This is a genomic window from Streptomyces sp. NPDC052043 (assembly GCF_044548235.1).
Lineage (GTDB): Bacteria > Actinomycetota > Actinomycetes > Streptomycetales > Streptomycetaceae > Streptomyces.
Window position 1 is genome coordinate 251,671 of record NZ_JBIUBT010000007.1, and the last position, 14,904, is coordinate 266,574.

The 14,904-nt window shown below is 71.2% G+C and carries 12 protein-coding genes; 8 read left to right on the forward strand and 4 right to left on the reverse strand.

What is annotated here, in order from left to right:
* Positions 1-191: 191 nt before the first annotated feature.
* A complete protein-coding gene (locus tag ACIHCX_RS19790) occupies positions 192-1,133 on the forward strand; it encodes an NAD(P)H-binding protein (RefSeq protein ID WP_400031088.1) in 942 nt (313 codons plus the stop codon).
* On the opposite strand, the gene ACIHCX_RS19795 is transcribed toward ACIHCX_RS19790, so the two are convergent.
* Positions 1,130-1,747: a TetR/AcrR family transcriptional regulator gene (locus ACIHCX_RS19795; RefSeq protein ID WP_400031090.1), complete on the reverse strand. Its 618-nt coding sequence runs from the start codon at positions 1,745-1,747 to the stop codon at positions 1,130-1,132. The genes ACIHCX_RS19790 and ACIHCX_RS19795 overlap by 4 nt on opposite strands.
* A 243-nt stretch (positions 1,748-1,990) precedes the next feature.
* On the opposite strand from ACIHCX_RS19795, the gene ACIHCX_RS19800 reads away from it, so the two are divergent.
* From ACIHCX_RS19800 to ACIHCX_RS19810, 3 genes are all read left to right on the forward strand, one after another.
* Entirely contained in the window at positions 1,991-3,463 is a 1,473-nt protein-coding gene (locus ACIHCX_RS19800; protein WP_400031092.1) for an aldehyde dehydrogenase, read from the forward strand.
* A 109-nt stretch (positions 3,464-3,572) separates the two neighbouring features.
* Positions 3,573-4,940: an aspartate aminotransferase family protein gene (locus ACIHCX_RS19805; RefSeq protein ID WP_400031094.1), complete on the forward strand. Its 1,368-nt coding sequence runs from the start codon at positions 3,573-3,575 to the stop codon at positions 4,938-4,940.
* A 134-nt stretch (positions 4,941-5,074) separates the two neighbouring features.
* Entirely contained in the window at positions 5,075-6,571 is a 1,497-nt protein-coding gene (locus ACIHCX_RS19810) for an APC family permease (protein WP_400031096.1), read from the forward strand.
* Positions 6,572-6,708: 137 nt separating this feature from the next.
* Here ACIHCX_RS19810 and ACIHCX_RS19815 read toward each other — a convergent pair whose 3' ends face one another.
* Positions 6,709-8,925, reverse strand: coding sequence for a discoidin domain-containing protein (locus tag ACIHCX_RS19815; RefSeq protein WP_400031098.1), 2,217 nt, complete (start codon positions 8,923-8,925; stop codon positions 6,709-6,711).
* Positions 8,926-9,322: 397 nt separating this feature from the next.
* On the opposite strand from ACIHCX_RS19815, the gene ACIHCX_RS19820 reads away from it, so the two are divergent.
* Positions 9,323-9,712: a hypothetical protein gene (locus ACIHCX_RS19820; protein WP_400031382.1), complete on the forward strand. Its 390-nt coding sequence runs from the start codon at positions 9,323-9,325 to the stop codon at positions 9,710-9,712.
* On the opposite strand, the gene ACIHCX_RS19825 is transcribed toward ACIHCX_RS19820, so the two are convergent.
* On the reverse strand, positions 9,627-9,836 hold the full coding sequence (locus tag ACIHCX_RS19825) for a toxin-antitoxin system HicB family antitoxin (RefSeq protein WP_400031100.1): 210 nt from the start codon (positions 9,834-9,836) through the stop codon (positions 9,627-9,629). The two genes, ACIHCX_RS19820 and ACIHCX_RS19825, sit on opposite strands and share 86 nt — an antisense overlap.
* A gap of 28 nt (positions 9,837-9,864) precedes the next feature.
* On the opposite strand from ACIHCX_RS19825, the gene ACIHCX_RS19830 reads away from it, so the two are divergent.
* From ACIHCX_RS19830 to ACIHCX_RS19840, 3 genes are all read left to right on the forward strand, one after another.
* The gene (locus tag ACIHCX_RS19830; protein WP_400031102.1) at positions 9,865-11,181 is read left to right on the forward strand and encodes an RNA-guided endonuclease InsQ/TnpB family protein; all 1,317 of its coding nucleotides are present in this window, start codon (positions 9,865-9,867) and stop codon (positions 11,179-11,181) included.
* A gap of 372 nt (positions 11,182-11,553) precedes the next feature.
* Entirely contained in the window at positions 11,554-12,159 is a 606-nt protein-coding gene (locus ACIHCX_RS19835; RefSeq protein ID WP_400031104.1) for a class I SAM-dependent methyltransferase, read from the forward strand.
* Between the two features lie 84 nt (positions 12,160-12,243).
* On the forward strand, positions 12,244-13,473 hold the full coding sequence (locus ACIHCX_RS19840) for a permease (RefSeq protein WP_400031106.1): 1,230 nt from the start codon (positions 12,244-12,246) through the stop codon (positions 13,471-13,473).
* Between the two features lie 17 nt (positions 13,474-13,490).
* Here the strand turns inward: ACIHCX_RS19840 and ACIHCX_RS19845 are convergent, their stop codons facing one another.
* Positions 13,491-14,879 (reverse strand): NAD(P)/FAD-dependent oxidoreductase, encoded by a 1,389-nt coding sequence (locus ACIHCX_RS19845; protein WP_400031108.1) that lies wholly within the window; start codon positions 14,877-14,879, stop codon positions 13,491-13,493.
* Positions 14,880-14,904 lie beyond the last annotated feature (25 nt).

Here is a 14,904-nt window from a genome sequence, read left to right on the forward strand (position 1 = left end):
GGGGAAGAAGCCGGGCGAGCTCGCCTATGTGGGGGCCTCTTCCATGACCTCGGCCTGACGTCCTCGGCCTCGACCTCATGGAGATCACCGAGGAGCAGCGGGCCCCGTCGGATGAGCCGGCCGTTGTCGTATCGCCGACGGCTCGTCGGGCTCCAGTTGCGCCCTGGCCACGGGCACCGCAGGCTGCCCCTATGGACCGCACCCCGGAAGCCAGCGTGCTGCCCATCCTGGTGACGGGCGCGGCGGGCAGCGTCGGCGCCGTCGGACGATCCGTGGTCGAAGGCCTTCGGGAACGGGGCCTGCCCGTCCGGGCCATGGTGCGTCGCGACGACGAGCGGGCCCGGGCGCTGCGCGCGACGGGCGCCGAGGTCGTCCTCGGAGACCTGACGCGCGCGGGCGACGTCGCCGACGCGCTGGCCGGCTGCGGACGTATGTACTTCGGCATGGGCGTGTCGGCGCAGTATCTGGAGGCTGCCGTGACGACGGCGGCCGTCGCGCGCGCGTACGGACGCCTGGAAGCGTTCGTGAACATGTCACAGCTGACGGTCTCCGAGATGGACCTCACCAGCACCTCCGAGTCCGTTCAGCATCGCCAGCAGTGGCTGGTCGAGCAGGTCCTCGACTGGTCGGGACTGCCCGTCGTCCAGATCAGGCCCACCGTGTTCATGGAGAACCCGCTGTTCCGCGTCGGCTTCTCCTCGATCGCGAAGAACGGAAGCATCAGACTGCCCTTCGGCCGGGCCAAAACCTCCCCCGTGGTGGCCGGGGACGTCGCCGCGGTCGTGGAGGAGATCCTGGCCGACCCTGCCCCGCACATCGGCCGGATCTACGAGCTGACCGGGCCGCGCTCGGAGGACATCGCCGCCATGGCGGCGGAGGTTTCCGCGGTTCTGGGCCGGCCGGTCGAGTACACCGACGTCCCCCTTCGGGAATGGATCGACGACGATCTCAAGCCGCTCGGCCTGCCCGACCACGTCTTCCAGCACATCTCCACCATGGCTCGCCTTCACGCGGAGAATCGCTACGACCGCACGGCGGACGGGGTCGCGCAGGTCACCGGGCGGCCTCCTTCGGGGGTGGCCGACTACGTCCGTGAGAACCCCAGCCTGTTCAGCTCCGGCAGGCCGGTCTAGAGATCGGCGCAGCCCGTCACCGCCCGGGCGTGGGCCAGAATCAGCTCACGGGCCCGGTCGAGGTGCAGAGCCGCGTTGTGGCTGACGATGTGCAGACCGTAACCGTCCTCCAGGGCCACCAGCCCGTGCGCCAGGTCGTGCGCGGACGCGGCGAGGGAGAACACGCCGGTCGCGGCGCCGACTTCGAGGGCGGTCGTGTAGAGAGCGACCTCCCGGGCGAAGAGGGAGGTCATCAGCTCGGCGTGGCCCGGGCTGCGGCCGGCGCGCCGGTGCAGTTCGTACAGCAGCCCGTGCACCGGGTCGTCCGTCATGGTCGGCAGACCGCTGTGCAGCAGGGCCCGCAGCCGTGCCGCGGGATCTTCGGCGGGTGCCTCGTCGTAGGCCCGCTGCCGAGAAGCCAGGTAACCCTCCACCGCGCCTCGGTGCACCTCCAGCACGAGGTCGTCGAGCTCGGGGTAGTAGTACAGGACCGAGCCCTGGGAGACGCCCGCCGCGTCCGCGATGTCCTTGATGCGCAGGCCTTCGAGGCCGCGCTCCGCGATGGCCCGTCCCGCGGCGGAGACGAGGGCCTGCCTGCGTGCCGTCTGGTTGCGTGGTCTACCCGCTTTGCTCATGGTGGCCCATTCTCTGATGCCCGTCTCAGTTTCCGCAAGAAGGTTCGGTCCGAAGCATTGACGGCCGGTTCACCTATTGTTTGAATCTCGACTCAAAGAAGTCGGCGCAGGCACTCGCTGCCGAGCCGCTTGCCCTGTCGCGCCCGTCGTTCTCGTCCCTCACCCCCGGGGCGGCCCGGGCCGCACCTGATCCGAACGGGCACCGGTTCGCCCACGTCCCACGACGCAATCGAAGGCCACAGCATGCAGACGTACGCCCACTGGCGGCAGCGCGCCGCCGACCTCACGCCACGCACGCTCCTGTTCATCGACGGGGCGTGGACCGATCCCGACGGCGACCAGTGGATCGACACGGTGAACCCCGCGACCGGCAAGACCACCGCCCAGGTGGCGGCCGGCTCGGCATCCGACGTCGACCGGGCCGTGACCGCGGCCCGCACCTCCTTCGAGGACGGCCGCTGGTCGCGCACCGCACCCGCGGAGCGCAAGCGGGTCCTGCTCGCCCTGGCCCGCCTCATCGAGGAGAACAGCGAGGAACTCGCCCTCTGCGACACCCTCGACATGGGCAAGCCCATCGCGGAGTCCCACGGCACCGACGTGCCCGGCGCGGCCGGTGTCTTCGCCTGGTACGCGGAGGCCGTCGACAAGCTCTACGACGAGGTCGCCCCGGCCCCGCCCGGCAATCTCGCCCTCGTGCGCCGCGCCCCGCTGGGCGTCGTGGGCGCGGTGGTGCCCTGGAACTTCCCCCTCGACATCGCCAGTTGGAAGCTGGCGCCCGCCCTGGCCGCGGGCAACAGCGTCGTGCTGAAGCCGGCCGAGCAGTCCCCGCTGTCGGCGCTGCTGCTGGCCGAACTCGCCTCGCGGGCCGGCCTTCCCGACGGAGTGCTCAACGTCGTCCCCGGACCGGGGGAGACGACCGGGCGCGCCCTCGGCCTCCACCCGGACGTGGACACCCTGGCCTTCACCGGCTCCACCGCCGTGGCCCGCCGGTTCCTCGCCTACGCGGCCGAGTCGAACATGAAGCAGGTGTGGCCCGAGGCCGGCGGCAAGAGCCCCAACGTGGTCTTCGCCGACGCCGACCTGGAGGCCGCCGCGGAACGCGCCGCCTGGGGCTTCGTCTACAACTCGGGCCAGGTGTGCTCCGCCAACACGCGGCTGCTGGTCGAGGCCTCGGTCGCCGAGGAGTTCACGGCCAGGGTCGCCGCACACGCCCGCACCTGGCTGCCGGGCGACCCGCTCGACCCCGCCACCCGTCTCGGACCCCTCGTCGACGAGGCCCAGGCCGAACGCGTCCTCCGGGCCGTGCGGTCATCGGGCGGCACGCTCGTGTGCGGCGGCACGCGACCCGACCGCGACGGCGCCTACCTCGACCCCACCGTCGTCACCGGCCTCGCACCCGACGCGCCCCTCGTCCGGGAGGAACTGTTCGGGCCCGTGCTGACCGTGCTGCCCTTCCACGGCGAGGACGAGGCGGTCCGCCTCGCCAACGACTCCGCCTACGGACTGGCCGCCTCCGTGTGGACCCGGGACCTCGGCCGGGCCCACCGCGTCGCCGACGCCCTCCGGGCGGGCACCGTGTCCGTCAACACCGTCGACGCGCTCAGCCCGTTCACACCCTTCGGCGGGTTCAAGCAGTCCGGCCACGGCCGCGACCTCTCCCTGCACTCCTTCGACAAGTACACCGGCCTGAAGACGACCTGGATCGCCCACAGCTGACCGCGCCGGCGCCGGCAGGCACAGCCTCGTCCGAGCGGCCGAACCCACCGTCGGCGGGCCTGCCGGCCACCACACCCACCATCGGTACCGAGCAAAGGACGTACCCGTCATGACCCGCACCACCGCGGACCTCACCCAGCTGGACCGAGCCCACATCATCCACCCCTACCTGCCGGGCAGCGCCGCGGAGCGCGTCGTCATGACCTCCGGCTCCGGCTGCCGCCTCACCGACTCCGAGGGCCGCGGCTACCTCGACGCCACCGGCGGCCTCTGGCTCGCCCAGGTCGGCCACGGCCGCGCGGAACTGGCCGACGTCGCCCACGAGCAGATGAAGAAGCTGGAGTACTTCACCAGCTTCTGGGAGTTCTCCAACGAGCGCGCGATCGAACTCGCCGCACGCCTGGCCTCCCTCGCCCCCGACCCGCTGAACCACGTCTACTTCACCTCGGGCGGCTCCGAGGGCAACGAGGCGGCCATCAAGATGGCCCGGTACTACCACCACCGGCGCGGGGAAGGCAGCCGGACCTGGATCCTGGCGCGCAGCAAGGCCTACCACGGCATCGGCTACGGCGGCGGCTCGGCCACCGGCTTCCCCGTCTACCACGAGGGCTTCGCCCCGATGATGCCGCACGTCTCCCACCTCACGCCCCCGTGGCCGTACCGCTCCGAGCTCTACGGCGACCAGCCGCTGACCCCCGAGCAGGTCACCGACTTCCTCGTTGGCGAACTGGAGGAGCGCATCGCGGAGATCGGCCCGCAGAACATCGCCGCGATGATCGGCGAGCCCATCATGGGCGTCGGCGGCATGCTCGTCCCGCCGGCCGACTACTGGCCCCGGGTGCGCGAGGTCCTCGACCGGCACGGCATCCTGCTGATCTTCGACGAGGTGGTCACCGCCTACGGCCGCGTCGGCGAGTGGTTCGCCGCCCAGTACTTCGGCGTCACCCCGGACATCATCGTCACCGCCAAGGGCATCACCTCCGGCTACATCCCGCTCGGCGCCCTCCTGGTCGGCGACCACGTCGCCGAGGTCCTGCTGCGCGACCACGGCTTCCCCATGGGCTACACCTACAACGGCCACCCGGTCGCCACCGCCGTCGCCACCGCCAACCTCGACCTCATCGAGAAGGAGGGGCTCCTCGCCCGCGCGACGAGCCTGGGCGCCTACCTGCACGGCGAACTCGAGGCCCAGTTGGGCGAGTTGCCGATCGTCGGCGAGATCCGCTCCGTCGGCATGATGCTCGCCGTCGAACTCGTCCAGGACCGCGCCACCCGCGCACCCCTGCCCCTGAACCCCGACCGGATGCCCCACGACGTCATCCGCCGCGAGACCGGCGTGATCGTACGCGACTCCGCACACAGCCTGGTGCTGTCCCCGCCGCTGATCATGACCGAGGCGGAGGCCGGGGAAGTGGCCTCGGCGCTGCGCGGCGTCCTGGAGCGCACCGAGCCCACCGGCGAGATCCGCGCCGCCTGACGCCCTCGGGGGAGGCCCGCCCAGCGACCGGGCCTCCTCGCCCGGCCACGCCCCACCCGACACGGACCCCATGCCGTCACGGCGCCCCGCACGCGCCCCCTCGCAGTTACTCCTCTCCCTCCTAGGAACTGCCCGTGTCCTCCCACCTCTCGACGACCGGACCACGCACGTCCCCGCCCGCGACCGGCGGCCTGCAGCGCAGTCTCAAGCGCTTCGACATCACCGCCATGGCCATCGCCGCGGTCATCTCCTTCGACACCGTCGGGCAGATCGCCACCGGCGGCGGCCAGGCCGCCACCTGGACGGCGGCCATGGCTCTCCTCTTCCTCGTCCCCTACGCCCTGCTGTTCGCCGAGACCGGCGCCGCGTTCCCCCAGGAAGGCGGCCCGTACGTCTGGGTCAAGCTCGCCCTCGGCCGCCCGGCGGCCGCGCTCACGACCCTCATGTACTGGGTCACCAACCCCATCTGGCTGGGCGGCTCCCTGGTCTTCCTCGCCGCACAGACCTGGGACGGCTTCGTTTTCCACCTGGGCTCGGGCACGGTGGCCGACTACACGTTCAAGCTGCTGTTCGTCTGGATCGCCATCCTCACGGCCGTCGTCTCCCTGCGCCGCGGCAAATGGATCACCACCGCGGGCGCGGCGATGAAGGTCCTCGCCCTCACCGTGTTCACCCTCACGGCCGTGCTCTACGGGCTGCGGCACGGCTTCCACGGCCTGGCCGACACCAGCTTCACCCCGACGACCGCCGGGTTCCTCGCCGTGGTACCGATCCTGCTGTTCGCCTACGTCGGCTTCGAGGCGCCCAACGCCGCCGGTGAGGAGATGCACAACCCCCAGCGCGACGTGCCCGCCGCGCTCGGACGCTCCGCCGCCGTCGCCGCCTGCTGCTATCTGCTGCCGGTCCTCGCCCTCCTGGCCGTCGTACCCAGGCAGCAGGTCACCGGCATCGGCGGCTTCATGGAGGGCGCCCGCCTCGTCTTCGGCGTCTACGGCGGTGCGGCCGGCCCCCTGCTGAAGCTCACCGCCGTCATGTTCGTCTTCGCCCTGCTCACCCAGGGCAGCGCCTGGATGATCGTCAGCGACCGCATGCAGGCCATGGCCGCCGCCGACGGGGGCTTCTTCACCCGCGCCCTCGGCGCCTTCCACCCGCGGCTCGGCACGCCGGTGCGCACCAACCTGCTCTCCGGAGCCGTGGCCACGGTGTTCATGCTCGCCGCCATGCGGCTCGCGGGCGGCGACGCGGCCGACGTGTTCGCGGTGGTGCTCACCGTCGCGGTCACCACTCTGCTGCTGTCCTACCTGGTCGTCATCCCCGCGCTTGTCCTGCTGCGGACCCGCCGGCCGGACGTCCCGCGGCCCTACAGCGTCCCCTTCGGCGACCGCGGCTTCATGCTCTGCGCGGTACTCGTCTACGCCTGGATCCTGATCGGGTCGTGGTCGGCGCTCTTCCCCGGAGTCCTGGAACAGCTCTTCGGCATCGACTACGTCTTCCACGACGTCTGGGGCGTGTCCCGTACCTCGTTCGAGGCCTTCACCCTCGGCACCGTCGCCCTCCTGCTCGTCGTCGGCGCCGTCGGCGTCGCGGTGGCCCGCCGCGAGGACGCCGCACGGGGCATGGTCGATTCCTAGTGCCGCGACGGGGCAACCGTTGCCTGTCGCGGCACTAGCCCCCGCGCGGGTGCCGGTCCCCGTACCAGCGTGCGGCGAGCCACCGGTGGGTGACTCGCCGCACGCACGGGCCGTTCGGGCCGGTCGTCCGTTCCCGGTCAGGGGAACTGGACCACCTTGGACGGCACGGTGTCCGTTCCCGAGGTGGGCGCGCCGGTGTCGTTGACGACATGGGCGTACTGGCCCTGGCCGCCCAGGGAGATCACCAGAATGTCGTGCAGCGCGATGCCGGACCTGACCGGCACCTGGAATCCGTGGGCCTGCACGATCGTCGGGTCGGCCGTGAAGTTGCAGTAGCTGCCCAGGCCCCAGGCCTCGTGGGTGCCGACCGAGTCGGCGACCTTGTAGGCCGCGTATCCGACGATGCCGTCGTGGGTGACGGCGGCGGCGTTCGGCACGTCGTAGGCCTTCTCGTTCTGGAAGAAGATCGTCCGGCCGCGTTCTCCGTTCCAGTACACGTCGTACTTGTTGTAGTGCTCGACGAACAGGCCCGTGGCGAGGACGTCGTTGCCGTTGACCCACAGGCCGTAGTCGGCCCGGTTGGTGTCCCAGCCGACGCCGCTGCCGTGGTCCGCGCGCCACAGCCAGGTGTGGTCGATGACGACGTTGTTGCTGTTGACCACGATCGAGTTGGTCGCGAGGCCGGGGCCCGCGCCGCCGATGCGGACGAACACGTCCTGCACCGTGGTCGGGTCGGCGGCGTGGTCGGCGGAGGAGCCGGGCTGGCCGACCCGCAGGAGCGTGTCCGAGTTGACCGTGCCCGCGTCGATCAGGAACCCGGCGAGCCGGACGCCGTCGACGTCGGCGACGTGCATCGCGTCGACGCCGTTGTCGGGCACGAGCGTGGCGAGGCCCAGCCCGAGCACCACGGTGTCCGCGCGGGTGACGTCGATGGTCCGGTCGAGGTGGTAGACACCGGGCGTGAACAGGAGGTTGAGCCCCTGGGACAGCGCCTGGTTGATGGTGGCGGCGGTCGCACCCGGCTTGACCACGTAGAACTGGTCGAGCGGCAGGGAGGTGCCCGCGTTGGCCGGCCACGACACGCCGCGCGCGTTGGTGCGCTTGGCCGGCACGAAGACCTTGTAGGTGCTGCCGTCGAGGTAGAGGAACGGCTTCTCGCGCGAGACCGGCGTGGTGTCGAGCGTGGTGTACGAGCCGGTGGCGAAGTCGGTCGCCGGTGCGCCCTGCACTCCGGTGAACGTCATGTTCCACACGCCGTTGGTCCAGCCGCCCACCGAGCTGTCGCGGGTGTACCACTGCTGCTGGGAGTAGGGGCCGACGGTGCCGTCGATCTTCGAGTCGGCGATGTACCCGCCGGAGGCCCAGCCGTATCCGTTCGGGGCGAGGTTGAGGCCGCCCTGGACGTGGATGCGCCGGAACGGCGCCGCCTGCGCGACGGCCCACCGGTCGTCGCCGTTCGACGGTCTGATGGCGAGGTTCTCCGCCGAACGCCAGAAGTTCTGGGTGGCGTTGCCGTTGAACCAGCCCGCGTCGACGGTGACGTCACCGTTGATCTGGGTGTCGTCGGGGTTGAGGCCGAGCCCGGAGATCGAGGTGTAGAAGCCGATCTGGGCGTTGATCCCGTTGTAGGTGCCCGGCTTGAGCAGGAACTGGTAGCGGCCGGTGCCGAACTGGTTGGACTCCTGCTGGGCGAAGACCTGGTCGAACTTCTGCTGGAGGCCGGGGGTGGAGGGGTCGACGACGATGACGTTCGGACCCAGGTCGCCGCCGCCCTGGACCGGCGGGGTGCCGCCGTCGTCGGACGACTCGGTGTGGACGGCGACCTCCCAGAGCGAGTAGCCGTAGTCGGTCGCGCGGGCCGTGCCGTGGACGCGCAGGTAGCGGCCCGAGCCGCTGACGTCGTAGGAGGCGGTGCCGCCGGTCGCGCCGGTGACGCTCTTCAGCGTGGTCCAGCTCTGGCCGTCGGCGGACGCCTGGATCTGGAACTCCTTGGCGTAGGCGGTCTCCCAGGTCAGGTCCACCCGGCACAGGTTCTGGACCGATCCGAGGTCGACCTGCACCCACTGCGGGTCCGAGAAGGCGCTGGACCAGCGCGTGCCCGGGTCGCCGTCGAAGGCGGCGGAGGCCGGGGTGCCGGCGCTCTCGGTGGAGGAGGCCGACGCGGGCTTGCCCAGGGCGGCGTTGCCGGCGCCGCAGGCGGCGGCGACACCGGCGCTCCGGTCGGACGCCGGCGTGGCGGTGCTGCCCTGGGCCGGCGACGTCCCGGCCGCGGCGGCGACCGACGGATGGATGGCGGGAAGGGCGACGAGCGCTGCCACTGCGGCGAGCGCGACGCCCAGGGATCTGAGTCTCATACGGCTCCCTGCGGGTGCGATGGGCGAGTGTTCGCGAGAAGGGCGGGGCGGCGTACAGCGCGTCGCAAGCTCAACTTCAGTCCTGCGCGGCTTAGTTCACATCTTGATTTAACTGATGATGCCGGAGGGTGGGCAAGCCCTGGGACACGGGAATCTTTTCAAGCGTTGACGACGCGGGTGCCCGCCGCAGGTGGGGTGGTGTTCAGGAAGTGAGGCCGGCGGGACAGAGCTGATCCTTCTGTGGCAGGCCTTGACACTCACGCGTCAAGGCCTCAACACTCCCAGGGCGGGAGAGCGTCTGCCCACCGCCGTCGAGGACCGTGACACCCCGTCAGGCCGGTGCCCGCTCGCCCTTCTTCACCCCCCACCTCTCACCCCCTGTGTTCAGGAGGTCTCCATGCCACGGAGATCGAAAGCCCTGTCAGGAATGCTGATCGCCGGAGCGCTGCTGACGACGTCGCTCGGTGTGGCCGGCGTCGCCGCCGGCTCCGGGCCGCCCGCCCCCGGCAGCGCGGCGGCGGCGTCCTTCGCGGCCGGCCACTCCGGGCACGCCATGGCCGCGTCGACCGCCTCCTCACCCGAGGACCCGGACGGCGACGGCTACATCCCGGCGGACCCGCCGGTCACCGGCGTCACCCCGTCCACGGAGAACCCGCCCCACCGCCACTTCCGCCAGGCTTTCGGGCAGGGCGCCCGGTCCTTTAGGGCCGGGGGGAATGGCCGCTCCCGCGTAGCGGGGCAGGGGAAGCCGAATCGCCGCCAGGGCGATTCGGTGTCTCGGAAGTGACGGTGGTGAGGCCGACCTCAAGCAGGTGCAGCAGCTCGGAGTTGAGGGACCGCCGGTCGTTGGCGGCCTGAGTGGTAAGCCGGGCGTGGAGGTCTTCGGGGACGCGTAGCGTGAACTTGATCACGCCGTCATCGTGCCACTACTGTGACGGCATGTCACGTTTCCGGATGTATCCGACGTCTGCGCAGGCGAGCATCATGCTCGAACACTGCGCGCACGCACGGTACGTCTGGAACCTTGCCGTAGAGCAGCACGCGCACTGGCGGAAGTGCAAGGCGCACTACCGCTCCGACGGCAAGCAGTACGGGGCCCCGTCCTTCGCCGAACAGTGCCGTCAGCTCACCGAGGCCCGGCGGGCAAACGAGTGGCTGGGTTCGGGTAACGCGGACGTGCAGCAGCAGGCACTCAATGACTTCGCCAAGGCCAAGAACGCCCGCTTTACATCCGGTTTCGGGGAGCCGACCTGGCGCAAGAAGTACCGGCACGAAGGCTTCCGCGTCATCGGAACCGACCGCGTCCCCGAGTACGAGCCGGACGGCCGGCCCAGGCTGAACGCCAGGACCGGCAACCAGGTCATGGGCCGTTCCGTCGTCGTGCAGAAGCTGAACCGTCGCTGGGCGCAGGTCAAGGTGCCCGGCTGCGGCTGGGTCCGCTTCCGCCTCACCCGCGCCACCCTGCCGGACGCGAAGACGTTCCGCGTCACCTACCGGAACAACCAGTGGCATGTGGCGTTCGCGGTCATCCCTGACCCGACTACCGCGCCCGGTACCGGCGAGGTCATCGGTATCGACCGGGGTGTGACGATCACCGCCGCCCTCTCCGACGGCCGAACCCTGAACTGCCCGCAGCTCACCACCAAAGAGCGGGCCCGGATCCGCAAGCACCAGCGGCGGGCCGGCCGCGCCCCCAAGGGCAGCGGCCAGAAGACGGCCGAGTACGCCAAGGTCGCCCGGCTCAAGGCGAGGGAAGCCAACCGGCGCAAGGACTGGTGCGAGAAGACCAGCACCATGCTCGCCAGGTCGTACGACCTGGTGCGGTTCGAGAAGTTGAACATCAAGAACATGACCCGCTCGGCAAAAGGAACCGTTCAACAGCCGGGCAGAAAGGTCAGGCAGAAAGCCGGGCTGAACCGAGTCGTCCTTGCCCAGGGCTGGGGGCTGCTGCGGCAGCGCACCGAAGACAAGGCACCTGGCCGGGTCGAAGACGTACCCGCCCCCTACACCAGTCTGCGATGCAGCGCCTGCGGATGGATCGACAAGAACTCGCGCAAGAGCCAAGCCGAGTTCGTCTGCTCCGCCTGCGGCTTCACCTGCAACGCGGACACCAACGCAGCAGCCAACGTCGCGGCAGGACAGGGCGGGATTCCCCGCCCCCGGCGAACAGCCGGTGCCGGAGGGGTGACAGCGGCCACCGGCCGTTCGAGCGCCTGTGAACCTCAACTCACCTGGGTTGGAATCCCCCTCTTTTAAGAGGGGGAGGATGTCAATACGACTTCTTCAACGCCTGAGACGCGCCCACGCTGTCGGCCATGGTCGACCACTGCATCGTCGGCGGCCTCCAGTGCGACGCACGCGGCTACGACGAGACGTACCCCGAGGCGGGAGCGGCGCTGAACGAGGACTACCGGCTTCCCTGAACGCACCCAAAGTGGCACCACTTCTCGTCGCAGGGTGGCCCGGCCGGACACACCCCGCCACGGCCGGGCCGTCCGGCCTCCCCTCCTCGCCCCACGCCCGCGCGCACCGGAGACCCGCAAGCCACGAAGCCGCGGCCGGCCCCGCGCCTGAGCGCGGGGCCGGCGACCGGCCAGGGCATCCGCCGGGCGACCTATAGTGGGCCGCATGAGCCGTTGGAGGGAGCTGACCGGGGGGAGCTCCGGCGAGGACTACGCCGCGCGGTTCGCGGCGCTGGCCCGAAGTGGTGCGGACGTGCACGGTGAGGCACGGTTCTGTGCCGCTCTCGTGCCTGTCGGGGCGCGGGTGCTGGATGCCGGGTGCGGGACCGGGCGGGTCATGATCCGGCTCGCGGAGCTCGGGTACGACTGCGTCGGGGTGGACCTCGACGCGTCGATGCTGGCGGTGGCGCGGCGGCAAGCGCCCGGACTGCCCTGGTTCCAGGCCGATCTGGCCATGTTCGAGCCGGACCGCCTCGGCATCGCGGCGGACTTCGATCTCGTGGTCGCCGCGGGCAACATCTTCCCGCTGCTCGCCGCCGGCACCGAGGCCGCCGTGGTCCAGCGCCTCACCGCCGCCCTGCGTCCGGGCGGTCTGCTGGTCGCCGGCTTCGGACTGGACGAGGCCCACCTGCCCGTGCCGCCCGGTCTCACGCTCGCCGAGTACGACGACTGCTGCGCCGCGGCCGGACTCACCCTCGTCGACCGCTTCGCCACCTGGGACGCCGGCCCTTACGACGGCGGCGGCTACGCCGTCAGCGTCCACCGCCGGTGACGAGGGTCCCGTAGTCCGGTCCGGCCTCCGCCGGTGGGCGTGTCCGTCGGCCCTGCGGCGTGCCGCGCGGGAAAGGCTGCACAGATGCACGCCGTACTGCACGCACTGTCGATCACCGGGTCCATGACCTGGGAGATCACCTGGGCCCTGATCCTGGGTTTCGCCCTGTCCGCGATCGTCCAGGCCGTGGTCCGCAGGTCCACCGTCGTCACGCTGCTCGGCGACGACCGCCCCCGCACCCTCGCCGTCGCCGCCGGACTGGGCGTGGCGTCCTCGTCCTGCTCCTACGCCGCCGTGGCGCTGGCCCGCTCCCTGTTCCGCAAGGGCGCCGACTTCACCGCGGCGATGGCCTTCGAGATCGCCTCCACCAACCTCGTCGTCGAACTCGGCGTCATCCTCGCCCTGCTGATGGGCTGGCAGTTCACCGCCGCCGAGTTCGTCGGTGGCCCCGTCATGATCGTCGTGCTGGCCGTCCTCTTCCGGCTGTTCCTGCGCGAGAGGCTGCTGCGCCAGGCCCGCGAACAGGCGGAACGGGGCCTGGCCGGCTCGATGGAGGGCCACGCGGCGATGGACATGTCCGTGCGGCGGGAAGGCTCCTTCACCCGGCGTCTGTTCTCCCGCGAGGGCTTCACCGCCGTCAGTCATGTGTTCGTCATGGAGTGGGCGGCGATCCTGCGCGACCTGGTCGTCGGCCTGCTCGTCGCGGGTGCCGTCGCCGCCTGGGTCCCGGACTCTTTCTGGCGTGCCTTCTTCTTCGACGGCCACCCGCTCGCCGCCAAGCTGTGGGGACCCGTCATCGGCCCGCTCGTGGCGATCGCCTCGTTCGTGTGCTCGATCGGCAACGTGCCGCTGGCGGTGGTGCTGTGGAAGGGAGGCATCAGCTTCGGCGGGGTGGTGGCGTTCATCTTCGCCGACCTGCTGATCCTGCCGATCCTCGCCATCTACCGGAAGTACTACGGCGCCCGGACGGCCGCCTTCCTCCTGGGCACCTTCTACCTCGCGATGGTCGTCGCCGGTTATGTCGTGGAATTCGTCTTCGGAGGTCTCGGCCTGATCCCCGACCAGGCCGACGCGAGGCTCCCCATGGAAGGCGTCAGGTGGAACTACACCACCTGGCTCAACATCGCCTTCCTCCTCCTTGCCGCGCTGCTCCTGCTGCGGTTCGGGAGGTCCGGCGGTCCTGCCATGCTGCGCATGATGGGCGGCTCCCCGGACACCGGCCACGACCGTGCCGACCCCGCGCGGCACGGGGCGCACGGGCGACAGGCAAGCGACGAGGAGCACGAGGAGCCCTTCCACGACGGACATCGCTGACGGGACGCCCAGGCCTGTCAGCGGCCCGAGACCGCGTCGGCGACCCTGGCCAGAGCCGAGGTGCGCCGCCGGTGGCTGTGCGCCTCCCGGCGGTCCGCGGCGCGGTAGGCCGCGTACATTCCGTGCACGCCGATCCAGCGGGCCGGTTCCGGTTCCCAGCGGCGTGAACGGCGGCCGGTCCAGGGCAGCCGGGTCCGCTCGGACTCCTCACCGAGCACCAGGTCGGTGAGGGTACGGGCCGCGAGGTGCGACGCCGTCACCCCCTGACCGACGTACCCGCCCGCCCAGCCGATGCCGGTGGACGGGTCGAGGCGGACCGTGGGGCACCAGTCGCGGGGTACCGCGAGCACACCGGACCAGGCGTGCGCGACGGGGACGCCGGCCGCCGCCGGGAACAGCGCGACCAGGGTCGCCGCCAGCGAGTCGATCGTCCCGGTGCTGGTCGCGCCGTTCGCGTCGACCCGGGATCCGAACCGGTAGGGCACTCCCCGGCCGCCCAGGGCGATACGGCCGTCGGCGGTGCGCTGCCCGTACAGGTAGGCGTGGGTCTGGTCGCTGAACAGTTCCTGGCCCGCCCAGCCGATCCGCTGCCAGGCGGCCTCCGGCAGCGGCTCGGTGACGAGCATCGAGGAGTTCATCGGCAGCCAGGTGCGCCTCTCACCGAACAGTTCGGAGGTGAAGCCCTCCGTGCAGCGCAGTACGTGCCGGGCGCGCACCGTGCCGAACGGGGTGGTCGCCGCGCCCGGCGCGATCGCCGTGACCGGCGTGGACTCGTACAGGCGTACCCCGAGCCGGACGACGGTCTCGGCCAGGCCCGTCACCAGCCGGGCGGGGTGGATGCGGGCGCAGTGCGGGTTGAAGGCGGCGCCGAGGCCGCCGGCGACCTCGACCCGCTCGCTCAGCTCCGCGGCCGACAGCAGCACTTCGTCGGTGTTCCCCCATTTCCTGTCGTACGCGACGGAGGCCCGCAGCCGGTCCAGTTGGGCCGGTGCGTGGGCGACCCGCAGATAGCCGCTCTTCACCGCGTCCGCCTCGATGCCCTCGCGTTCCAGCGTCGCGAGGACGACGTCGACCTCCCGGTTCATCAGGGCCTGGAAGCGCAGCACGGAGTCCTTGCCGCGCTCCTTGGCGAACCGGGCGGGCGAGCCGGGGATCTTGCCGGACAGCCAGCCGCCGTTGCGCCCGGAGGCGCCGAAGCCCGCGAACTCCCGCTCCAGGACGACCACGTCCCAGTCGGGCCTGGCCTTCTTGAGGTGGTAGGCGGTCCACAGTCCGGTGTATCCGGCGCCGATGACGCAGACGTCGGCGCCGGTCGGGCCGGGGAGCGGGGTGCGGCGTGCGGGGAAGCCGGTCTGGCGGAACCAGAACGACACCTGGCCGTTGGCGGGGGCGGGTGGGGTGGGCATGAGGGGGCTCCGGGTGGGTGGCGAT